We start from the raw sequence: 23,211 nt of genomic DNA, 5'->3' as shown, positions 1-23,211 counted from the left end.
CACGTCATTTATTAACCAAGAAAATCAATCGACTAAGTAATTTTTTCATACTTCGGTTTGGAAGTACGATTTAGTTAGTGCTGTTTTGCATACCCTATCAATTCAATAGATTATAACTACTAATAGTCTATCTAATATCGGGAGAATAGGGAGAATGCGTAAAACATCAAACAAATCACTACGAAGGCACTCAAAATCCCGTACAACTTCCTGGTTGCTAACACGATTCACTGAGGCCCGGCTACGACCAAACACAGTTAGGAATGAAACAAGTTTTAAAAGCAATTTTTCTGCTAGGGGTACTTTTCACACCTTCATACTTATCAGCCCAGAATGCACCCGTTATAAATTCGACCGTATCTGGAAAAATTGTTGATGCCATTACCAAAGAAGCACTAATTGGCGCTACCGTAACTATCAAAGGCATAACCAATGGCTCAGTAACGGACATAAACGGCCAGTTTAATCTAGTAACTGCTCAAAAATTACCATTTACAGTAGTGATTTCGTTTGTCGGTTATCAGACGAAGGAAGTGGTTTTAACCGATAATAACGTAGAAATTCTGCTTCAAGAGGCCGCTAATCAGTTGGACGACGTAGTGATTACGTCCCGACGGCGGCAGGAGTCAGCGCAGGACGTTCCCATCCCGATTTCAATCGTAGGGGGTACGCGTGCTGAGGATGCCGGAGCTTTCAACGTAAACCGATTAAAAGAACTGGTGCCAACGGTTCAGTTATATGCTTCCAATGCCCGGAACACTACGCTGAATATTCGCGGCTTAGGTTCTACGTACGGCTTGACGAACGATGGTATTGACCCGGGTGTCGGATTTTATGTGGATGGTGTTTACTACGCTCGTCCGGCGGCTACAGCGCTCGATTTTATCGATATTGAACAGGTCGAAGTATTACGTGGCCCTCAGGGAACATTATTTGGCAAAAACACAACAGCCGGGGCCTTCAATATTACAACCCGTCCTGCCGGTTTTACACCAAGCGGAAGTTTCGAGTTAAGTTATGGCAATTACGGATACATCCAGGCTAAAGCCTCACTCACTGGTCCACTCAGCAACAAGCTTGCCGCCAGAGTATCATTTACCGGCACGCAACGTAATGGTACGTTCTATAACGTGCATACGCAACTTCCGATCAATGACATTAATAACATTGGCGTAAGAGGCCAGCTCCTATATGCACCTTCCGACAACGTAAAAATTACCCTGATTGCGGATGTGTCTGACCAAAAACCGAATGGATACGGTTGGCCAGTAGCCGGAGTTGTTCCGACAAAACGAGCCGCTTACCGTCAGTTCAATGCGATCATTGCCGATTTGAATTATAAACTTCCTTATTCAAGCGCTTTTGAACGTATCGTTGACCTCGACACGCCCTCAAAAGCGGATAATCAGCTTGGTGGTGTATCGTTGAACGCTGACATTAAACTAGGTGGTGGTACGCTAACCTCTACAACTGCATGGCGCTACTGGAAATGGACTCCGTTGAATGACCGTGATTACATTGGCCTGCCCGTCTTTACTATTTCTGCCGGGAATTCGGTACATGATCAGTGGTCGCAGGAGATACGCTACTCCGGCAAGATTTCGTCCCGGTTAAGCGGTGTTGTTGGCTTATTCGGACTATGGCAGGATTTAAAATCTGACCCGGTACAGACTGAAGAAGCGGGTTCGGCCCAATGGCGTTTCGCGCAAAGCTCCACTAGCGCCCTATGGAAAACGCCCGGCCTGTTCGATAACTTTGGTATTCGTACAACCAACCGCATTCAGAGTACAGGCTTAGCTGTTTTCGGACAAGTAGACTGGGCCGTAACCGACAGAATTCACATACTGCCGGGCGTTCGCTATAACTACGACAAGAAAGTAGCCAACTACAAACGGGAAACGTACGGAGGTCTGCAGACAACCGACCCTGCTCTGATTGCCCTAAAGAACGGCGTTTATACGAACCAGGCGTTTGATACCGATGTATCGGAAGGAAATTTCTCTGGTCAGCTCACCTTACAATATCGGGCAAGCAGTGCTTTCAATGCTTTTGGTACGTATTCGATAAGCTATAAGCCTGTTGGGGTTAATATTGGTGGATTGCCAACGGCCAATGGGCAGGTACTACTTGACTTAGCCAGAGTAAAGCCTGAGTTTGTAAATCATCTCGAATTTGGGGTAAAAACAAAGCCAACGCCTAATTCTGTTCTGAACGTAGTGTTCCATAATACCGAGATTAAAGATTACCAGACACAGGTACAAACGGCAGAACCGGGAGTAAACAGAGGTTATCTGGCTAATGCAGAGAAAGTTCGCGTAGTAGGTATTGAACTAGACGGAAATATACGAGTAGCCAATTTCTTAACGCTGAACGCAGCCGTTGCTTATACAGACGGCAAATACGTAACGTTTAAAAACGCCCCTGTTCCTCTCGAAGAAACCGGTGGCGAGCAAGCCTTCAAAGACATTTCGGGGGGTGCGTTACCCGGCATTTCAAAATGGTCAGGTTCTGTAGGAGGTGAGGTGACAGCTAGAGGAAAACTCATCAGCTTAAAAGGTAATTACTTTTTTGGTGTAGACGCTTTTTATCGTTCATCGTTTTCATCGAGCCCATCACCTTCCCAGTATTTAAATATAGACGGCTACTCATTGATAAACAGCCGACTTGGTTTCAGAGCCTCAAGCGGAATCTCGGCATTTGTCTGGGCTAGAAACTTGTTCAATACAAATTACTACGAACAGTTACTGGCAGCACCGGGTAGTGCCGGGCATTATGCCGGAATTGTAGGTGACCCACGTACCTATGGTATTACGTTACGATATACATTTTAACAACAAGTATTAGCAATAACTTGTGTTCCGGCCGTTATATGATACGTAATGATCTCGTACAGTATAAGTACCTGAATGCTTAAACTCCTATTCAGCTAGAGTCATTTAGTTTACAGACAAACAAACTAAGTAACTTTTTATTTAGGAGACATTTTTTACATTTGCGAAAGCTGTTTGTGTTAAATTTACTTAAACACGAACAGCTTTCGTAGTTTTACGGATTGCTAGGGCTGTGTTAGACTGCTTTCTGCGCGACTAAGCCTATGCTTTATCAATCCAACTATGAAGTTTTTCTCTCTCTACATAGTACTTTTCTTACTAAGTACGACAGCGGTTTGGGCACAACTAAATCTGGCAGGTATCGTCACCGACGAAAAGAATCAGCCACTGGAAGGGGCCATTGTTATTATTCGAGGGACCAGTCAGGGCACGGTTTCAAAAGCTGATGGCCAATTTTCTTTTCAGTCAACGGAGTCCCTGCCGCTTACACTTACCGTATCGTTTATAGGCCATTACCAACAGAATATTCCCGTACGAGGGAATAATTTCCGCCATATTGTTGTACAGCTTACGGCCGAAAAAATCTTGACCGACCAGACGACAGTAGCCGTTAGTCGAACTCCTGAAGATATTCAGAATGCAGCGCTAACAGTAGAAAAACTTGGTGCACAATCCTTTCAGCAATCTCCGGCGATCAGCCAATTCGACGCTTTGCAGTACGTAACAGGTGTTGATTTCTTAACCCAAAGCCTAACGTTCAAGTCGGTAAATACGCGTGGATTTAGCTCGACCAACAATAGCCGTTTTTTGCAGCTTACCGACGGAATGGATAATCGTTCACCCGGGCTGGGTTCTGGTTTTGGAAACGTAGCAGGCCTTCCCGACCTGGACGTTGAAAGTATTGATCTGGTTCCTGGTGCATCATCGGCACTCTATGGCCCGGACGCCATGCAAGGGCTAATGTTAACGACAAGCAAAAATCCGTTTACGTACCAGGGTTTAAGCGCTCAGGTAAAAGTGGGAGTTAATAACGTAGGAAAAACCAATTTTGGTCCGAAGAGCTACACAGATTTATCCTTTCGCTATGCCAGAGAAATCAGCGAAAGACTGGCAGTAAAAGTTAATTTTCAACACATTGGCGCTACTGATTTCATTGCCGACGACTACAGTGATCGCTCGACGAGCGCCCGAAGCAGCTTCTTTCTGACCGATGCCGGTCGAGGAGGTGTCGCTACAGGCATCGGGTACGCACCGATTAATAATGCCAATACCAATTTTGAGTACGATGGTGTAAATATATACGGAGATGATGTCAATGGCGGTGGTGCCTTCCGATTCCCCGACAACTACGCAAATATCCTGCTAAGCAGAAAGTTAGTGACACGTAACGGATATACAGAGTTGGACATTCTGGGCAACAACGGCAAGGTCTTTAATAACCGGGCTAATGCGTCGTTGCACTATAAACTTTCTGATAATATTGAAGCGTCGTTAGGGTGGTATTATGGTTCCGGGAATTTCATTCGTACCAATAATTACCGCGAGTACTTTCCCAATTATCAACGGCATCAGTTCAAGGCTGAGGTGCGGGGTAAAAATTTCTTTTTACGAGCATATACCACCCAACAGAACGCCGATGGATGGAACGTTGGGCAGACCGCTACCGCCATAAACAATAGCTGGAAATCATTGAATCAGTGGGCCGTTGAATTTGGGCAGGCCTACGTAGAAACCAAAGTCAGTGTTGGCCTGGCTCGTACAGAAGCGGATCGGGGTCGTTACTTACCTGGCTCAAATCAATTTAATACACTGCGAGATGCCTACGCCAATACGTACAACACCGATTTTATTCCAGGTTCTACCATTGCTCGTGGTCGACGCTTCCGCGATGATTCGCAGCTCTGGCATTACGAAGGCATGTACTCATTTAAAGATTTTCTGCGGGTAGCAGACGTAGTGGTAGGAGCCAGTTGGCGACACTACGCTCTTGAGTCAGGAGGTACGTCTTTCGCACTTAAAAACGATGGCTCAGAATACACGATTAACGAAATCGGTGCTTATGTTCAGGCTTCCAAAGAAATAAATCTGGATAACGTAACGATCAAGCCAACGTTAGCCATTCGGTACGATGAAAATCAGTACCTGAAAGGCGGCTTAACCCCTCGTTTTTCAACTGTAATCAGCTATGGTGTACATCACTTGCGTGCATCGTGGCAGACAGCCTTCCATAATCCAACTCCCGAGCAACTGTTTTCGGCACCAGCTCCCGGTTTAGGAGGTCAGGTGGGAGGTTTACCGATCGCTTATAACAGTACTGGACTGAACGTAAATCCAGGTTATTTACAAAGCGAAACCGTACTTTACCAGAGCAATCCACAAGCAATTCCTCCGCCGAGAGTATATTCCATCGACCCAAATCGATTTACGACGGAAAAGTTAAAGACATGGGAAGTCGGCTATAAAACGCTAATTAAGAACAAAATGCTTGTTGATGCCTTTTATTTTTCCAGCCAGTATTCCGATCTCCTTTCTTTCCAGACATTGTATCAGTTGCTTACTCCGGGAACCAGTACGACTGCACTTTTAAGCTCCGTCAATTACCGTACCTTACAGGTTAACGTCAATAACAGAAACGAAGCTTTCGTACGGGGAGCCGGTCTTACTATTGACTATAATCTGGGCGATGGTTTTACACTAAAGGGTAATTATACCCATCAAATTGGCCTGGTAACGCTTCGTGATGATCAGGGAGTGATTCGCACTGATTTAGCCGGAGCACCTGTTATAAAACGCAAAATGAGCGATCCTGAAGTAGTGCAGTTAAGCCGAAATTTCTTCAATTCACCCGAAAATCGATATACAGTTTCGTTGAGTAATCCTCGTCTAACCGACCACCTTGGCATCAACGTAACGTACCGATGGACAGATAAAATGTGGTACGAACAGGGAATCACGGCAGGAGATGTTTGGCTTCCTTCCTGGACAAGCCTGGATGCCCAAGTCTCTTATAAGATTCCACTGCTTAAATCACTGATTAAACTAGGCGGGACCAATATTCTAAATAAATATTATGCTCAGGGGTATGGGTTGGCGCAAATTGGGGGCTTGTACTACGTTAGCCTTACATTTGACGAATTAATGCGCTAAAGTAAAAAGCCTCGATCATTGCTGACCGAGGCTTTTTGCTTATGTGACTAAGTTGATACTTAGACCGTTGCCCGTTTTTTGGTGCGGGCAAACTGTTCACGCGATTCAGTAATTGATTCCAGCTCTTCCTTCGAACCGACAATCGCGTTTTGGTAACGACGAATACCCGTACCTGCAGGAATGAGGTGTCCAACGATAACGTTTTCTTTAAGTCCTTCTAACGTATCGCGTTTACCACGAATCGACGCTTCACTCAATACTTTGGTCGTTTCCTGGAAGGAAGCAGCCGAGATAAAGCTATCGGTACCCAGCGACGCCTGCGTAATACCCATCAGCGTTGGTTGCGATACAGCCGCCATTGCGTCACGGACAGTCACTAGAGCCAAATCACGGCGTTTCAAGCTTGAATTTTCATCACGTAACTGACGACTCGTTACAATCATACCGGGTTTGAAGTTGACCGATTCACCAGCATCCATGACAACTTTTGCGTCAAGAACTTTATCATTCTCTTCACGGAACGACCACTTATCGACAACCTGTCCTTCAAGGAAATTCGTATCGCCTGAGTCAATGATTTCTACTTTCTGCATCATCTGACGCACAATAGCTTCGATGTGCTTATCGTTGATTTTCACCCCTTGCAAACGATATACTTCCTGAATTTCATTCACTAAGTATTCCTGAACAGCCGTTGGGCCTTTAATCGCCAGAATATCACTTGGCGTGATGGCGCCATCAGATAGAGGAGCACCAGCCCGCACGAAGTCATTATCCTGTACAAGGATAAATTTCGATAGCGGTACAAGATATTTCTTCTTCGTTCCGTCTTTCGACTCGATGAAAATCTCCCGGTTACCCCGTTTGATAGTACCATATGTAACAACACCATCAATTTCGCTTACCACAGCCGGATTTGACGGGTTTCGAGCCTCGAACAATTCGGTCACACGTGGCAGACCACCCGTAATGTCGCGTGTTTTACCGACGTTACGTGGAATCTTCGCCAGCGGTTGACCAGCCTTAATTTTCTGACCTTCCTTCACAACCAGACGCGAACCAACCGGCAGGTTATAGCTCTTCTGTAGCGGCCCACCATCATTATCCGGTAAGTGCAGCGTTAGAGTCGTAGTGCCCTGTACAACAATGGCTGGGTTTTTTGCTTTATCGCGGCTTTCAATGATCACCATTTCTTGGAAGCCCGTCTGTTCGTCGAACTCCTCACGATAGGTAATACCATCTTCAATTGCATCAAATGTCAGTGTACCTGTCAATTCGGAGAGAATAACGGCGTTGTATGGATCCCAGGCACAGATATCGTCACCTTTTTTCACCACATCGCCTTCTTTCACCCGCAGGAATGCACCGTATGGTACGTTGTTGCTGATTAAAACCTGGTTACGATCTGATGGATTCACGATTCGAACTTCGCCCGAACGTCCCATAACAACCGTTTGCGGATTACCTTCAGCATCTTCCGATTCAACCGTACGCATTTCTTCGAACTCGATCAAGCCGTCAAACTTCGCCTTGATCGAAGCATCAACAGCAATGTTCGAAGCCGTACCACCCACGTGGAAGGTACGTAGTGTTAGCTGTGTACCTGGCTCACCAATGGATTGCGAAGCAATTACACCTACCGCTTCACCGATGTCAACCATGCGACCCGAAGCCAGGTTACGACCGTAACACTTGGCACAAACACCCTGACGCGATTCGCAGGTCAGTACTGAACGAATTTCAACCGTTTCAATGCTAGTTTCGTCAATCTGAGCCGCTACATCTTCCGTAATCAGTTCACCCGCACCAATAATCAACTCTTTCGAGAGCGGATCATAGATGTCATGAACCGTTGTACGGCCGAGAATACGCTCAGAAAGTGGCTCAACAATATCTTCGTTATCTTTCAGCGCCGAAACCTGAAGGCCACGCAATGTGCCACAGTCTTCCTCGCTAATGATAACATCCTGTGCTACGTCGTGCAGACGACGGGTTAGATAACCAGCATCGGCCGTTTTTAGAGCTGTATCGGCCAGACCTTTCCGGGCACCGTGTGTCGAAATGAAGTATTCCAATACGTCGAGACCTTCTTTAAAGTTCGACAAAATCGGGTTTTCAATAATCTCACCAACGGAGCCTTGCAGGTTCTTCTGTGGCTTAGCCATCAGACCACGCATACCACCCAACTGACGAATCTGCTCGCGAGAACCACGGGCGCCTGAGTGCATCATCATGTAGATGGAATTGAAACCACCCTGATCCGCTTCAAGTTGCTTCATCAGCGTTTCGGTCAGACGAGAATTTACGCGCGTCCAGATGTCAATAACCTGATTATAACGCTCGTTCTCTGTAATAAGACCCATCAGGTAGTTGTCCCAAACGCCCTGTACTTCAGCCTTTGCTTCTTCAACAAGCGGCTGCTTGGCTTCTGGAATCATTACGTCGCTCAGACCGATAGAAAGTCCACCTTTGAACGCCATCTGGAACCCAAGTTCTTTGATTTCGTCCAGGAACTGCGCCGTCCGTGCACCACCCGAAATCTTGAAGATAAGCGCAATAATTTGTTGCAGCTTTTTCTTCGTGAGCAGTTCATTGATATAACCAACCTCCTCAGGAACAGCCTGGTTGAACAACAACCGACCTGCTACGGTATCGATTACTTTATAAACCAGCTGATCGCTTTCATCGCGGACTTTTAGCCGACACTTAATATTGGCGTGCTTCGAAATTTTGCCTTCGTTGATACCGATGATTACTTCTTCAGCTCCATAAAAGGTCATGCCTTCACCTGATATTGGATATTCTGGTGTGCTCTTGCGGCCCTTCGTTACGTAGTAAAGACCCAGCACCATGTCCTGCGATGGTACAGTAATAGGCGCACCGTTAGCCGGGTTCAGGATGTTGTGCGACGCCAGCATTAACAACGACGCTTCCAGAATAGCTTCCTGTCCCAATGGTACGTGAACAGCCATCTGGTCACCATCGAAGTCAGCGTTGAAAGCCGTACAAACGAGTGGGTGCAACTGAATCGCCTTACCTTCGATCAGTTTCGGCTGGAATGCCTGAATACCCAGGCGGTGCAGCGTTGGAGCCCGGTTCAGCAGTACGGGATGGCCTTTCAATACATTCTCCAGAATATCCCAGATAACAGGGTCTTTCCGGTCAACTATTTTCTTAGCCGATTTCACCGTTTTAACGATGCCCCGCTCGATCAGTTTCCGAATAACGAACGGCTTGAACAACTCAGCCGCCATGTCTTTCGGCAGACCACACTCGTGCAGTTTTAATTCAGGACCTACAACGATAACCGAACGTCCTGAATAATCGACACGCTTACCGAGCAGGTTCTGACGGAAACGTCCCTGCTTACCTTTCAGCATATCAGACAGCGACTTCAGCGCGCGGTTGCCTTCTGAACGAACAGCATTCACCTTACGTGAGTTATCAAATAGAGAATCGACAGCCTCCTGCAACATCCGCTTTTCATTACGCAGAATTACTTCAGGCGCTTTGATTTCGATAAGACGCTTCAGACGGTTGTTCCGGATGATAACCCGACGGTAAAGATCATTCAAATCAGACGTAGCAAACCGGCCACCATCAAGAGGAACAAGTGGACGCAGCTCGGGTGGAATTACCGGAACCATCTTAATCACCATCCATTCAGGGCGGTTTTCAATACGTCCGTTGGCCTCGCGGAACGCTTCAACAACCTTCAGGCGTTTCAGCGCTTCTGCTTTACGTTGCTGCGATGTATCCGTAGCCGCTGCGTGACGCAATTGGTAAGACAGTTCGTCCAGTTCGAGACGAGACAACAGCATTTCCAACGCTTCAGCCCCCATTTTCGCAATAAACTTATTGGGGTCTTTGTCGTCAAGATGCTGGTTGCTACTTGGCAACTTGTCAATAATGTCAAGATATTCGTCTTCCGTCAGGAAATCAAGCTGGTTGATACCGTCTTCAGCTTTCACACCGGGCTGAACCACTACGTAGCGTTCGTAGTATATAACCTGGTCAAGCTTCTTAGTCGAAAGACCTAACAGGTACCCAATCTTGTTTGGCAGGCTACGGAAATACCAGATATGCGCGACAGGCACCACCAGTTCGATGTGGCCCATGCGTTCCCGGCGAACCTTTTTCTCGGTCACTTCCACCCCACATCGGTCGCAGATAATGCCTTTGTAGCGGATTCGTTTGTATTTCCCACAGTGACACTCCCAGTCCTTTACAGGCCCAAAGATGCGCTCGCAGAACAAGCCACCCATTTCAGGCTTATAGGTCCGGTAATTAATAGTCTCCGGCTGTGTCACTTCGCCGTAGGAACTCTCCAAAATAGACTCCGGCGATGCCAGGCTGATCGTCACGCTCTGGAAATCGCTATTGAGTTTTTTGTTCTTTTTGAACGACATTGGTTGGAGATTTAACAAGTGAAGTTTACAGTTTTCTGTTTACTGTCTTCAGTTAGCCGTCGCAGAAATTGTTTGCGGCAGCCAACTGAAGACAGAAAACTGTAAACTGAAAACTTTTTATTCTAATGTAATTTCAAGTGCCAAACCACGTAACTCATGAACAAGTACGTTGAATGACTCAGGAATGTTCGGCTTCGGCAGGTTTTCACCTTTTACAATAGCCTCATATGCTTTCGCACGACCTACTACGTCATCAGATTTGACGGTCAGAATTTCCTGTAGAATATTAGATGCGCCAAAAGCCTCCAATGCCCACACTTCCATCTCACCAAACCGCTGACCACCAAACTGGGCTTTACCACCCAGCGGTTGCTGCGTAATAAGCGAATATGGCCCAATCGAACGAGCGTGCATCTTATCGTCCACTAAGTGGCCGAGTTTAAGCATATAGATAATACCAACTGTAACAGGTTGATCAAAACGCTCACCCGTCAAACCGTTATACAGATACGTCCGGCCAAACGAGGGCAATCCTGCTTCGTCCAATTCGTCAGCTACTTGTTGTTCTGTAGCACCGTCGAAGATTGGCGTAGCATATTTGCGATCCAATTTCTGACCAGCCCAGGCCAATACGGTTTCATATATCTGGCCTAAGTTCATCCGGGATGGTACCCCCAGTGGGTTCAGTACAATATCTACCTTTGTACCATCTTCAAGGAACGGCATATCTTCATCACGCACAATCCGGGCTACAACCCCTTTGTTACCATGACGACCGGCCATTTTATCCCCTACTTTCAGCTTACGCTTTTTGGCGATATATACCTTCGCTAATTTTACAATGCCAGCTGGCAGTTCATCACCAACTTCGAGTGTAAAGCGTTCCCGCTTGAAACGTCCCGTGATTTCACTGCGACGGTTGTTGTAGTTTTTTACTAACGAAACAACCATTTCGTTCAGCTTCTCATCGTCCGTCCAACTGTTCAGATTAAGATCAGCCAGGAGGTTAGCTTCTTCCGGTACGGCATATCCGCTTTCATCACGATAAGCGTTTTTGTCCGGGAACAAATTCTCCGTGATATTCTTCCGATTGAATTTTACACCCTTGCTAACGATTTCGTCACCAAATTTATGCTTAACACCAGCACTGGTTTTACCATCCAGTAAAGTCACTGTTTTTTCAATCATACGCGCCCGAAAATCATTAAGCTCCCGGCCATATTTTTTCATCAGTGACTTCACTTCATCTTTATGCTTACCACGCTCTTCTTTCGCCGGGCGGGCAAATAGTTTAGTGTCAATAACAACACCTTTCAATGATGGTGGTGCCTTTTTAGAAGCGTCCTTCACATCGCCGGCCTTGTCACCAAAGATAGCACGAAGCAATTTTTCTTCCGGCGTTGGATCGCTCTCACCTTTTGGCGTAATTTTACCAATCAGAATATCGCCTTCTTTAACTTCCGTGCCGACGCGAACGATACCGTTTTCGTCAAGATTACGTACTGTTTCTTCTGATACGTTCGGAATTTCGGAAGTCAATTCCTCTTCGCCACGCTTCGTATCACGAACTTCCAGCTCAAACTCTTCAATGTGAATCGAGGTAAAAATATCCTCTCGCACCACACGTTCAGAGATTACAATAGCATCCTCGAAGTTGTAGCCCTGCCATGGCATGAAAGCAACTTTCATGTTTCGGCCAAGCGCTAACTCACCAGCCTGCGTTGCATATCCTTCGCATAATACATCACCTTTCTTTACCTTCTGGCCTTTCAGCACGGTTGGCTTAAGGTTGATGCAGGTATCCTGATTTGTCCGACGGAACTTGATCAGATTATATGTCTTTTTATCCTCGTCAAACGTAACCGCTAGCTGATCGTCGTCAAGATTGTATTTAACAACGATTTTAGTTGAGTCAACAAACTCAATAATACCATCGGCTTCAGCAATAACCAGCGTTCGTGAGTCAACGGCCACGCGACCTTCCAATCCTGTTCCAACAATAGGAGCTTCAGGACGTAGCAAAGGCACGGCCTGACGCTGCATATTCGAACCCATCAGGGCACGGTTTGCATCGTCATGCTCCAGGAATGGAATCATGGAAGCCGCTACCGACACGATTTGGTTAGGTGCAATATCCATGAACGTTACGTTCGAAGGTTCAGCCATTGGGAAGTCACCTTCGAAGCGAGCTTTCAGACGATCAACCTGGAAGTTACCTTTAGCATCAATACCTGCATTTGCCTGAGCGATATAATGCGTATCTTCTTCCTCTGCCGTCAAATACATCACAGGCTTGTCCATCGACACTTTACCGTTTTCAATAACCCGATACGGTGTTTCGATAAAGCCCATGCTATTAATTTTCGCGTAGACACAAAGCGACGAAATCAGACCGATATTCGGGCCTTCCGGCGTTTCGATTGTGCATAAGCGGCCGTAGTGCGTATAGTGTACGTCACGAACTTCAAAACCAGCACGTTCACGCGACAACCCACCAGGTCCCAGAGCTGACATGCGACGTTTGTGCGTCACCTCAGCCAGCGGGTTGGTTTGGTCCATAAACTGAGACAACTGGTTTGTACCGAAGAACGAGTTAATCACTGATGATAGCGTACGGGCGTTGATCAGGTCAACAGGTTTGAAGTCCTCGTTATCCCGAACGTTCATCCGTTCTTTGATTGTCCGCGCCATACGCGCCAGACCAACACCAAATTGAGCATATAATTGCTCACCAACAGTCCGCACACGACGGTTGCTGAGGTGGTCAATATCATCGACAACGGCTTTCGAGTTAATCAGACCAATCAAATACTTCACAATAGACACAATGTCTTCCGTGGTGAGTACTTTCATATCTGATGATATATCCAGACCGAGCTTTTTGTTAATCCGGTAACGACCTACATCACCCAAATCATAGCGCTTATCGGAGAAAAACAGGCTCTGAATAATCTCACGAGCAGTCTGCTCATCTGGCGCATCAGCGTTACGTAGTTGCCGATAGATTTGCTCGACAGCCTCTTTTTCAGAGTTAGAGCTATCTTTCTGCAACGTATTGTAAATAATATTATAATCGGCCATGTTCATGTCCTCCTTGTGCAGGATAACTGATTTCTGGCCAGAGTCAGTAATGACATCTATATCATCAACCGTAATAACCGAATCCCGTTCGAGGAGTACTTCATTCCGGCTAATAGAAACTACTTCGCCTGTATCTTCGTCCACAAAGTCTTCCGTCCAAGTACGCAGTACCCGGGCAGCTAACCGACGGCCAATCGCTTTTTTCAGGTTAGCAGGCGTTGCTGCTACTTCTTCGGATAAGCCAAACAAGTCTAGAATATCTTTATCCGAACCAAAGCCAATAGCCCGTAGCAACGTCGTTACCGGAAATTTCTTTTTCCGATCGATGTATGCATACATGACATTGTTCACGTCGGTCGAGAACTCTATCCAGGAACCCTTGAACGGGATAATCCGAGCAGAATACAGTTTGGTACCATTCGTATGCTTGCTCATCGAGAAGAATACCCCCGGCGAGCGGTGCAACTGAGAAACAATAACTCGCTCAGCGCCATTAATGACGAAAGAGCCTTTCTCAGTCATATACGGAATGTTACCCAGGAAAACTTCCTGCTCAATCGTCTCGAAGTCCTCATTATCAGGATCACTATTTGAAAGGCGCAGCTTAGCTTTCAGCGGTACTGAATATGTCAAGCCCCGATCAATAGACTCATCGACTGAATATTTTGGTGGATCGACCGAATAGTCTATGAACTCCAACGTAAAGTTCTCGCGAGAGTCCGAAATAGGGAAATTCTCCTGAAATACCTTGAACAGACCTTCTTCTGAACGTTGGTTCGAAGGCGTATCAAGCTGGAAAAAATCTTTAAAGGATTTTACCTGGATATCCAGAAAATCGGGATACCCAATCACTGGCTGAATCGTCGCAAAATTTTTGCGTGTACTGATTTTCGCGTTTGTCGCCAAGATTGTGCTTCGTTTAGTGCGTAACCGATTCTTAATGAGTGCGTTGCGAAGATTTGCCACGGCACTCGAACTAAGTGGCTATTTAGACCCCGGACGTCACCCGACCTAAGGGGCGTAAATAGACAACATAAGGCAATAAAAATTAGTTTGTCTTTTGCAATAGCTTAGACAAAAAGTCTCCAAACAGGAAAAGACCAGACGTTGGTCTGGCCTCCCCTACCTGGAGTAATATGCGAATGAGTGTAGCTTATTTAACTTCTACTTCAGCACCAGCTTCTTCAAGTTGCTTCCGCAGCGCTTCAGCCTCGTCTTTTGCAACACCTTCTTTCACTGGTTTCGGAGCACCGTCAACTAGTTCTTTAGCTTCTTTCAGGCCCAGACCAGTTAGGTCTTTTACTAGTTTAACGACTGCCAGTTTAGCAGCCCCTGCCGATTTCAGAATAACATCGAATGATGTTTTCTCAGCAACAGCCGGAGCAGCATCGCCACCACCTGTAGCACCACCAGCTACCATTACGGGAGCAGCAGCAGCTGGCTCAATTCCGTATTCATCCTTAAGGATAGCAGCCAGTTCGTTAACTTCTTTAACCGTTAGGCCTACAAGCTGCTCAGCGAACGCTTTTAAATCTGCCATTGTAGTATTTTCTAAATTTGATTGTGATACAATATTGAAAAATGAATGCCGGAAAATTAAGCTGCTTCCTCGCGCTCCGACAGCGTTTTGAGGATACCGGCTAATTTGTTACCGCCACCTTGCAAAGCCGAAATAACGTTTTTGGCAGGGGATTGCAACAGACCGATAATTTCACCAATCAGCTCTTGCTTGCTCTTCAATGCGATGAGTGTATCAAGCTGATCAGCGCCAATAAATAGACTATAATCGATTGAAGCAGCCTTCAACTTCAGTTTATCGCTCGTTTTACGAAACTCTTTAATAAGCTGAGCTGGCGCTTTCCCGTTTTCCGGATGAAACATCACGGCTGATTGACCATGCAGTGCCGTATCGTTGAGCGGACTGTAATCCGCATCGAGAGGTTCAAGTGCTTTTTTGATGAATGAATTTTTCACCACTTTGTACTCAATACCCCGTTCAAAACACATCCGACGTAACGTATTGACCTCAGCAACCGTCATGCCATTAGCTTCCGTGATATAGAAGAAGGGAATCGTCTGAAACTTTTCAGCTAACTCCTCAATAATTGCTCCTTTTTCTTCGCGTTTCATGGCTTAAACTCCGGCTACCGTGCCTTTATCAATCGTTACTCCCGGACTCATCGTGCTCGACAGGTTGATCGTTTTTACGTATGTTCCTTTCGCCGATGAAGGCTTCAATTTCAACAACGTACTAATGATCTCCTGCGCGTTTTCAGCCAGTTTTTCTGGCGTAAACGATACTTTACCAATACTGGTGTGAATAGCTCCCTGCTTATCGACTTTAAAGTCAATTTTACCGGCTTTCACCTCACGAACAGCTTTACCAACTTCTGGCGTTACCGTACCCGATTTTGGGTTTGGCATTAAACCACGTGGTCCTAATACTTTACCCAGACGACCAACTTTAGCCATTACGTTCGGCATTGTGATAATTACATCAATATCCGTCCAGCCTTGTTCAATTTTCTGAATATAATCGTCTAGTCCCACGTAATCGGCACCAGCCTCTTTCGCTTCGTTCTCTTTGTCCGGGGTGCAAAGCACCAAAACGCGAACCGTTTTGCCTGTACCATGTGGTAACGTAGCAACACCACGTACCATTTGGTCGGCTTTACGCGGATCAACGCCTAACCGAACGTCAATATCCACAGAAGCATCAAATTTAGTATACGAAATCTCCTTCAGAATCTCAGCCGCCTGTTGGAGCGAGTATTCTTTAGAAGAATCGTATTTCGATTGCGCTTCTTTCTGTTTTTTTGTTAACTTAGCCATCTCTGTGTTTGCTTAGGCAAGTCTGATTATTTCTCAAAGGGCGATGTACCTGTCACCGTGATACCCATACTGCGGGCTGTACCAGCTACCTGTTTCATAGCCGACTCAACCGTAAAAGCGTTCAAATCGGGCATTTTCGTCTCGGCGATTGTCCGAACTTGATCCCACGATACTGATCCCACTTTTTTGCGGTTTGGTTGGGCAGATCCGCCTTTCAGCTTAGCTGCTTCCATCAGCAGAACCGGTGCAGGTGGTGTTTTAATTACGAAATCAAAGGACTTGTCCTTATAGTACGTAATCAAAACCGGTAATACCATCCCCATCTTATCCTGCGTCCGGCCATTAAACTGCTTGCAGAATTCCATGATATTTAAACCTTTGGAACCCAAAGCCGGACCGATCGGAGGTGCGGGGTTAGCTTGCCCACCTTTGACTTGCAGCTTAACGTAGCCACCTACTTCTTTTGCCATTGTGGTAATTTAGTTACGACCGCATGGGCGGTCCTGTCACTACTGAGGTTTCTAACTGGTTCGTCACATAACCAATCCGCACACCTTTCGTAACAAATCAACTGTTTTGGCTGGTCATCCTCTGAGGGAAGCATAGGATGCCAAACTACGGATAACTAATTATTTAATTAGCTTTCCTTTTCTACTTGTGCGTAACTGAGTTCTACCGGAGTATTCCGGCCAAATATTTTTACAACGACGTTCAATTTCTTCCGGTCGTCGAAAACTTCTTCTACAGTACCGATGAAGCCGCCAAAAGGTCCATCAACTACTTTTACATTTTCGCCTTTAAGGTATGTAGCAGTTGGTATTACAACTTCCTGTGTTTCTTCATCAACCTTACCTAAAATACGATTTACCTCGGCCTGACGTAATGGAACAGGAACTTTCGATGTTGTTCCAACTTGGGAGTTTCCTAAAAACCCCAGCACCCCTGGCATATTCAGGATCATATCGAGAGCCCGATTGTTACTCAGATCAGCCGAAATAAGGATATAGCCGGGGAAAAACGACTTTTCACGAACGCGTTTTTTACCATTACGCATTTCGTATACCTTCTCCGCTGGAATCAATACCTGCGGAATCACTTCGTCTAATTTTTGTCGAATAATCTCGTTATCAAGATAGGATTTGATTTTCTTTTCCTGACCCGACACTGCTCGAATGACGTACCATTGTATGCCGCTCATGTTTGTAAGTCAGTTTAGAATGACTGATAAAACGCATTCAGTCCGTTCTCAAATACTAAATCAATTAACCCGACCAGTAGCGCAAAAATCAGCGAGGCTACCAGAACCAGCGTCGAGCTGGATTGGAGATCGCTGAATTTAGGCCAAGTCACGTTGTGCTGAACTTCCTCCCAGGAGGCTTTCAGAAACGATACAAACTTGTCCATATATGTAAGGATTGGCACGGGTGGAGAGATTCGAACTCCCATCAACGGTTTTGGAGACCGCTATTCTACCCTTGAACTACACCCGTTTGAACTATTTCGAAACAGTGTGCCCCCGAAACGGACTGCAAAAGTACGAAATAATCTTAAAAAACAAGTGCATTCCTGTGTAGAAATGCACTTGTTTTTATTTATCTAATACTAGTCAAGAATTTCTGTTACCTGACCAGCGCCTACGGTACGGCCACCTTCGCGTATAGCGAAACGTAGACCTTTTTCCATAGCGATTTTATTGATCAATGTTACGTCAATCGTGATATTATCACCTGGCATTACCATCTCAACATTTTCAGGCAGAGCAATTTCACCTGTTACGTCCGTGGTACGGAAGTAGAACTGAGGACGGTACTTGTTGAAGAATGGAGTGTGACGACCACCTTCTTCCTTCGACAATACATAAACTTCCGCTTTAAACTTCGAGTGAGGTTTTACTGAACCAGGCTTACAAATAACCATACCGCGACGGATATCGGTTTTTTCAATACCACGGAGTAGCAATCCTACGTTATCACCAGCTTCGCCACGGTCCAGAATCTTCCGGAACATTTCAACACCCGTAACAACCGATTTCAGGTTCTCAGCACCCATACCGAGAATTTCAACTGGATCACCCGAGTTGATAACACCCCGTTCGATACGACCCGTTGCAACCGTACCGCGACCTGTGATCGAGAATACGTCCTCTACCGGCATCAGGAACGGAAGATCCGTTTGACGAGGAGGTAGTGGGATAAAGCTATCAACGTTGTCCATCAATTCTTCAATGGTTTTTACCCATTTAGCATCGCCGTTTAGACCACCAAGAGCCGAACCTTGAATAACAGGGATGTTGTCTCCATCAAAGTTGTAGAAGCTTAGTAGCTCACGGATTTCCATCTCAACCAGTTCGAGCAGCTCAGGATCGTCAACCATGTCCACTTTATTCATGAACACAACAAGCTGAGGTACGCCTACCTGACGAGCAAGCAGGATGTGCTCACGGGTTTGTGGCATTGGTCCGTCTGTCGCAGCTACCACCAGGATAGCGCCGTCCATCTGCGCAGCACCTGTTACCATGTTTTTCACATAGTCAGCGTGGCCTGGGCAGTCAACGTGTGCGTAGTGACGATTCGCCGTTGCATATTCAACGTGCGATGTATTGATAGTGATACCGCGCTCTTTTTCTTCGGGAGCGTTGTCAATCGATGAGAAATCCCGTACTGCGGCCAGACCCTTTTCGGCCAGCACTTTCGTAATGGCAGCCGTAAGCGTCGTTTTACCGTGGTCAACGTGACCAATCGTACCGATATTTACGTGCGGTTTCGAGCGGTCAAAATTCTCTTTTGCCATGTTTTTAAAACGCTATTGTGAACTGTTTTTGTTATTGAATGAATTCGCTGTACTTAAATTAAACCCAGCGAAATCATACCGTTTGAGGTCTGACGCCATTTGGGCTTAAAACGTCAAAAAGACTCCGTAAAAGAAGTCTTGAGCCGTTACGGGGACTTGAACCCCGGACCTCTTCCTTACCAAGGAAGTGCTCTACCGCTGAGCTATAACGGCAAAAAAATAGAGTTGTAAGGTTTTGAAGTCGTACAGTCGTAAAGTTTCTCTCGTCTGAGCGTTACTAATTTTATAACTATTCAACTCTATACCTTTAGAACTCAGCAATTGAGCGGAAGACGGGTCTCGAACCCGCAACCTATAGCTTGGAAGGCTATCGCTCTACCAATTGAGCTACTTCCGCAAAAAAGAAGTTGTAGAGTTTTAAGATTGTATGGTTGTAAAGGTGGCTTCTGACCTGAAATAGCTTTACAACTATACGACTTTGTAACTTTTCAACTTCTTCTGGTGGGGAGTGGAGGATTCGAACCTCCGAAGGCGTACGCCAGCAGATTTACAGTCTGATCCATTTGGCCACTCTGGAAACTCCCCAAAAATCACTGTTAAAGAACATTTTCCGTCCCGTTTCCGGTTTGGAGTTGCAAAATTACATGTTTTTGCGGTGTTGTCAACAGGTGATTTAAAAATAATTTAAAACACATGAGTGTTATCTCACTAATTCCGTGAGCTTCTTTCCGTTAGGATAAATTATATCACTGATACGCCACCGACTAGCGATCTGACTTAGCTCTACTCGAATACCTTCTGGCTTGTTGTTGTTTAGAAACGTTACGTAGACAACAGCTTTTGACCCCCCTACTGCCGCTGGTTCTACCCATGTCTTTTTAATCATAGGATCCGGAGCATTAAAAAGCAGGTTTGTTTTTGTTCGGTTGACTTTACCCCCATTTCTCTGCGCATCATTCCAAATTAGTTCAGCCGTAGGCTTGGTAAAAAATTGCTCGATCAGCGCACGGTCTTTTGATTCGCGAAGCGGATTCTCTTTTTTATTATGTTCAAAATAAAGCGCCCGAACTAATCGATCAGCTGCCGTACGAGGAGCACCAGGTGCAGGACGCTTTGTCAATGCTACGCTACTATCTTCCTGTATATTACTTTTTGCAGAGTCAGTTTTGGTTTCCTGCTCCGGTTTCGATTGACAGGAGATTATAATCAACAAAATCCCTATACATGATCCTAGTCTTAGCATGCTCGTTTGAAGTTTTGGTCAAACTGGTATGCGATTTAAAGCTCCAGATTCCACAGTCCTACCTATAACAGGCCTACAGACTGTGGAATCTAAAACACGGAACATTACCAGACTTTAATACGGTCTTCAGGCTTCTTATACATCTTATCGCCCGGTTGAATGTTGAAGGCCTGATACCAGGCATTAATGTTTGATAAGGGTCCATTACAACGATACATACCCGGCGCATGCGGATCAACTAAAATTAATTGAGCCTGGGTTTCTGGTAGAACATTGATGCGCCACACCTGCGCCCACGACAAGAAGAAACGTTGATCTGGTGTGAAGCCATCAATTAGACTCTTTTTTCCGCTCGACTTACCTTGTGGCGTTTTTTTGAACGCATCATAGGCAATAGCCAGCCCCCCCAAATCAGCCAGATTTTCGCCAAGCGTAAGCTGACCATTGACTTTGATCGAGTCGAGTACTTTAAACCCGAAAAACTGCTCCTTTACTTGGTCCGCACGCTTTTTAAAGTTATCAGCATCTGCTTTGGTCCACCAGTCACGTAGCGTACCATCGGCGTCATATTGGCGGCCGGAATCATCAAAACCATGCGTCATTTCATGGCCGATTACAGCGCCAATACCTCCATAATTGATAGCGTCATCAGCCTCAAAATCGAAGAACGGAAACTGCAGAATAGCTGCCGGGAAAGCGATTTCGTTATTAACAGGATTGTAATAGGCATTCACAGTTGGCGGTGTCATTCCCCACTCCGTCCGATCAACAGGTTTCCCTAATCGATTGATCATATAATTGTACTGCCACTTACTCGCCGATTTTACATTCCCATAGAAATCATCACGAGCAATACTAACCCCTTCGTAGTTTTTCCATTTGTCAGGATAGCCTATTTTGCGTTTGAAGGACAACAACTTAGTCAGCGCTTTCTTTTTTGTATCCTCGCTCATCCAGTCGAGGTTTTTAATATGCTCTTTATACGAGGCTTCCAGATTATCCACTAAGGTCAGCATCCGCTGCTTAGCTTCTGGTTTGAAATATTGCTGAACGTAGAGCTGCCCAAGCAAATCACCCAGCGAACCATCGATCAGGCTGCTGATACGTTGCCAACGGGGTGTCTGCTCCTTTTGGCCAGTCAGTATTTTTGAGAAGGCAAAGTTTTGTTTTACAAATGCATTACTCAGGTAAGGCGCGGCTCCTTTCAATAGGTTCCAGCGCATATATGTACGCAAATCCTCAACAGGCGTAGCCGTAACCAGACTATCAAGTGATCGGAAGAAAGCTGGACTTTGTACCAAAACTGTATCCTGAGCTTTAGCCCCATATTTCTCTAGTTGATCTGCCCAGTTAATACCAGGTGTCTGCTGGCTAAAACTGGCTGCCGTAAATTTGTTGTACGTTTTATACGGATCACGCAAATCAACGCGCGGCATTTGCGCTTTGGCCAGTTCCGTTTCCATACGTATTACTACGTCGGCATCTTGCGAAGCCTGAGTAGGTTCTTCGCCAATCAAGGCTAACATTTTGGTCAGATGCTCTCGGTAGGCATCTCGGATTTTTACGCTACGTGCATCATTTTTCAAATAATAATCACGATCGGGAAGCGTAGTACCGCCCTGACTAAGCTGAGGTAAGTATTTCGATACGTTTTTTCGGTCCTGTGCAACAAAGAAACCAAATAACATTCCATTGCCCTGCGTCCGCTGGTAAGCCAATTCATCGAAGAAAGCGGCTTTGTTATTCACCTTATCGATACGTGCTAAATCAGATTTGATGGGTTCAATTCCACGCTTCTCAATGGTCAGGCTATCCATGCCACTTGCGTAGTAATCGCCAACCATTTGGTACAAACGCCCTTTCGTAGTAGTCTTTGAGGCATCTTCGAGCAGCGACTTCATGGCATCCAGACTTTTTTCCCGTAGCTCATTGAAGCTGCCCCATGATGTTTTCGAGGCCGGAATTGCGTTTTGCCGAAGCCAGTTTCCGTTTGCGTATTGATAGAAGTTATCCCCCGGTTTCACGGACAAATCCATGTTTTGAGGATCAATAAATTTTTGAGGATCAGCGGCCATTATACCGACCGCCAGCACTGTAATTAACAGAAAAGCAAAGCGCTTTTTCATAAAATCAGAATGATTGAGTTGACCAGGACAAAAATACGTAATGCGGACGAAAACCTGTGCTCAATAGCGATTAACCTATAGATTACACAGACTTTGGCCCGCATTACGTATCGGGATTAATTATTTGCTTGCAGTCAGTGAGGTTTGATAAGATTTGACATACGTACCAGCTTTATACCGATCAAATGGCTCTTTTTGATGGTAGTTGTTAGCAAAATACGTAATGATTTGGTGAAATGTACGTGCATCCAGGTACCCCCCTATTGGTTGGATCAGATTGAATTTCTCGTCTAAAAAGACTGTAGATGGGTAACTCATCTGATTGTTTAATAGTGCTGCGGCCAGTTCGTGCACCCCCCGACTACCGCCACTGATGTATTTGAACGTTTGCTTTCCCAGTGTTACATCGGCCGTTTGTTCAGCATTGAACCGAACAGGATAAAAATTTTCGTTAACGTAGTCGGCAATAGCGGGTTGCGCAAAGGTTTTACGATCCATCACTTTGCACCAGCCACACCAATCGGTATACACGTCGACCACAAATTTGCGGGGCTTTTTTTGCGTCAATGCATACGCCTGCTGAATAGTCAGCCATTTAATTTGCTTTGCTTCATTAACAGCAGATGTATGGGTTGCTACGGCTGTAGGCAACGTAGTGCGGAAGGCGCAGATCGTCAGTAGAACGAAGGCTCCGCAAAAAAGAAGTAAGCGATTCATAAGCTCGTTATTTCGATAATAACGAGCTGAAACCT

Annotated in this window: 14 protein-coding genes and 4 tRNA genes; 2 read left to right on the top strand and 16 right to left on the bottom strand. The window is 45.7% G+C overall.

Annotation, left to right across the window (positions count from 1 at the left end; translation table 11 throughout):
• Window positions 1–263 precede the first annotated feature (263 nt).
• Together ACOJS8_RS08460 and ACOJS8_RS08455 are read left to right on the top strand one after the other, a co-directional pair.
• Window positions 264–2,831 carry a TonB-dependent receptor gene (locus ACOJS8_RS08460; RefSeq protein WP_420148100.1) on the top strand — a complete coding sequence of 856 codons (2,568 nt, stop codon included), beginning with the start codon at window positions 264–266 and terminating at the stop codon, window positions 2,829–2,831.
• Window positions 2,832–3,113: 282 nt separating this feature from the next.
• Window positions 3,114–5,978 carry a TonB-dependent receptor domain-containing protein gene (locus tag ACOJS8_RS08455; protein ID WP_420148099.1) on the top strand — a complete coding sequence of 955 codons (2,865 nt, stop codon included), beginning with the start codon at window positions 3,114–3,116 and terminating at the stop codon, window positions 5,976–5,978.
• A gap of 59 nt (window positions 5,979–6,037) precedes the next feature.
• Here ACOJS8_RS08455 and rpoC read toward each other — a convergent pair whose 3' ends face one another.
• The 16 genes from rpoC to ACOJS8_RS08375 all read right to left on the bottom strand — a co-directional run bounded on the left by rpoC (window position 6,038) and on the right by ACOJS8_RS08375 (window position 23,176).
• Window positions 6,038–10,387 carry a DNA-directed RNA polymerase subunit beta' gene (gene rpoC, locus ACOJS8_RS08450; protein ID WP_420148098.1) on the bottom strand — a complete coding sequence of 1,450 codons (4,350 nt, stop codon included), beginning with the start codon at window positions 10,385–10,387 and terminating at the stop codon, window positions 6,038–6,040.
• A 117-nt stretch (window positions 10,388–10,504) separates the two neighbouring features.
• Window positions 10,505–14,374 (bottom strand): DNA-directed RNA polymerase subunit beta, encoded by a 3,870-nt coding sequence (rpoB, locus tag ACOJS8_RS08445; protein ID WP_420148144.1) that lies wholly within the window; start codon window positions 14,372–14,374, stop codon window positions 10,505–10,507.
• Window positions 14,375–14,621: 247 nt separating this feature from the next.
• Window positions 14,622–15,008, bottom strand: a complete 387-nt coding sequence (gene rplL / locus ACOJS8_RS08440) for a 50S ribosomal protein L7/L12 (RefSeq protein WP_420148097.1) — start codon at window positions 15,006–15,008, stop codon at window positions 14,622–14,624.
• A 56-nt stretch (window positions 15,009–15,064) separates the two neighbouring features.
• Window positions 15,065–15,598, bottom strand: coding sequence for a 50S ribosomal protein L10 (rplJ, locus tag ACOJS8_RS08435; protein WP_420148096.1), 534 nt, complete (start codon window positions 15,596–15,598; stop codon window positions 15,065–15,067).
• A gap of 3 nt (window positions 15,599–15,601) precedes the next feature.
• Window positions 15,602–16,300 (bottom strand): 50S ribosomal protein L1, encoded by a 699-nt coding sequence (gene rplA, locus ACOJS8_RS08430; protein WP_420148095.1) that lies wholly within the window; start codon window positions 16,298–16,300, stop codon window positions 15,602–15,604.
• A gap of 26 nt (window positions 16,301–16,326) precedes the next feature.
• Window positions 16,327–16,770, bottom strand: coding sequence for a 50S ribosomal protein L11 (gene rplK / locus ACOJS8_RS08425; protein ID WP_420148094.1), 444 nt, complete (start codon window positions 16,768–16,770; stop codon window positions 16,327–16,329).
• A 167-nt stretch (window positions 16,771–16,937) separates the two neighbouring features.
• Window positions 16,938–17,498, bottom strand: a complete 561-nt coding sequence (gene nusG / locus ACOJS8_RS08420; protein WP_420148093.1) for a transcription termination/antitermination protein NusG — start codon at window positions 17,496–17,498, stop codon at window positions 16,938–16,940.
• A 14-nt stretch (window positions 17,499–17,512) separates the two neighbouring features.
• The gene (gene secE / locus ACOJS8_RS08415) at window positions 17,513–17,704 is read right to left on the bottom strand and encodes a preprotein translocase subunit SecE (RefSeq protein ID WP_093832236.1); all 192 of its coding nucleotides are present in this window, start codon (window positions 17,702–17,704) and stop codon (window positions 17,513–17,515) included.
• Between the two features lie 12 nt (window positions 17,705–17,716).
• Window positions 17,717–17,790: transfer RNA gene (locus ACOJS8_RS08410), tRNA-Trp, on the bottom strand.
• Window positions 17,791–17,902: 112 nt separating this feature from the next.
• Window positions 17,903–19,090 carry an elongation factor Tu gene (gene tuf, locus ACOJS8_RS08405; protein WP_420148092.1) on the bottom strand — a complete coding sequence of 396 codons (1,188 nt, stop codon included), beginning with the start codon at window positions 19,088–19,090 and terminating at the stop codon, window positions 17,903–17,905.
• Between the two features lie 141 nt (window positions 19,091–19,231).
• Window positions 19,232–19,303 (bottom strand) — tRNA-Thr (locus ACOJS8_RS08400).
• Between the two features lie 111 nt (window positions 19,304–19,414).
• Window positions 19,415–19,487, bottom strand: a tRNA-Gly gene (locus ACOJS8_RS08395).
• 102 nt (window positions 19,488–19,589) lie between these two features.
• Window positions 19,590–19,675 (bottom strand) — tRNA-Tyr (locus ACOJS8_RS08390).
• 115 nt (window positions 19,676–19,790) lie between these two features.
• Entirely contained in the window at window positions 19,791–20,210 is a 420-nt protein-coding gene (locus ACOJS8_RS08385; protein ID WP_420148091.1) for a hypothetical protein, read from the bottom strand.
• Window positions 20,211–20,437: 227 nt separating this feature from the next.
• A complete protein-coding gene (locus tag ACOJS8_RS08380) occupies window positions 20,438–22,459 on the bottom strand; it encodes a M13 family metallopeptidase (protein WP_420148090.1) in 2,022 nt (673 codons plus the stop codon).
• Between the two features lie 120 nt (window positions 22,460–22,579).
• Window positions 22,580–23,176: a thioredoxin family protein gene (locus ACOJS8_RS08375; protein WP_420148089.1), complete on the bottom strand. Its 597-nt coding sequence runs from the start codon at window positions 23,174–23,176 to the stop codon at window positions 22,580–22,582.
• Between the last annotated feature and the right edge of the window lie 35 nt (window positions 23,177–23,211).

Source organism: Spirosoma sp. (genome assembly GCF_048594605.1).
Lineage (GTDB): Bacteria > Bacteroidota > Bacteroidia > Cytophagales > Spirosomataceae > Spirosoma.
The sequence above is the reverse complement of the archived record's forward strand: the minus strand, read 5'-3'. Positions and strand labels throughout refer to the sequence as shown.

Bases quoted from the DNA above. Each gene is read 5' to 3' on its own strand.
- ACOJS8_RS08460 (WP_420148100.1), top strand. From the start codon at position 264: ATGAAACAAGTTTTAAAAGCAATTTTTCTGCTAGGGGTACTTTTCACA.
- ACOJS8_RS08455 (WP_420148099.1), top strand. From the start codon at position 3,114: ATGAAGTTTTTCTCTCTCTACATAGTACTTTTCTTACTAAGTACGACA.
- rpoC (WP_420148098.1), bottom strand. From the start codon at position 10,387: ATGTCGTTCAAAAAGAACAAAAAACTCAATAGCGATTTCCAGAGCGTG.
- rplL (WP_420148097.1), bottom strand. From the start codon at position 15,008: ATGGCAGATTTAAAAGCGTTCGCTGAGCAGCTTGTAGGCCTAACGGTT.
- rplJ (WP_420148096.1), bottom strand. From the start codon at position 15,598: ATGAAACGCGAAGAAAAAGGAGCAATTATTGAGGAGTTAGCTGAAAAG.
- rplA (WP_420148095.1), bottom strand. From the start codon at position 16,300: ATGGCTAAGTTAACAAAAAAACAGAAAGAAGCGCAATCGAAATACGAT.
- rplK (WP_420148094.1), bottom strand. From the start codon at position 16,770: ATGGCAAAAGAAGTAGGTGGCTACGTTAAGCTGCAAGTCAAAGGTGGG.
- nusG (WP_420148093.1), bottom strand. From the start codon at position 17,498: ATGAGCGGCATACAATGGTACGTCATTCGAGCAGTGTCGGGTCAGGAA.
- secE (WP_093832236.1), bottom strand. From the start codon at position 17,704: ATGGACAAGTTTGTATCGTTTCTGAAAGCCTCCTGGGAGGAAGTTCAG.
- tuf (WP_420148092.1), bottom strand. From the start codon at position 19,090: ATGGCAAAAGAGAATTTTGACCGCTCGAAACCGCACGTAAATATCGGT.
- ACOJS8_RS08380 (WP_420148090.1), bottom strand. From the start codon at position 22,459: ATGAAAAAGCGCTTTGCTTTTCTGTTAATTACAGTGCTGGCGGTCGGT.
- ACOJS8_RS08375 (WP_420148089.1), bottom strand. From the start codon at position 23,176: ATGAATCGCTTACTTCTTTTTTGCGGAGCCTTCGTTCTACTGACGATC.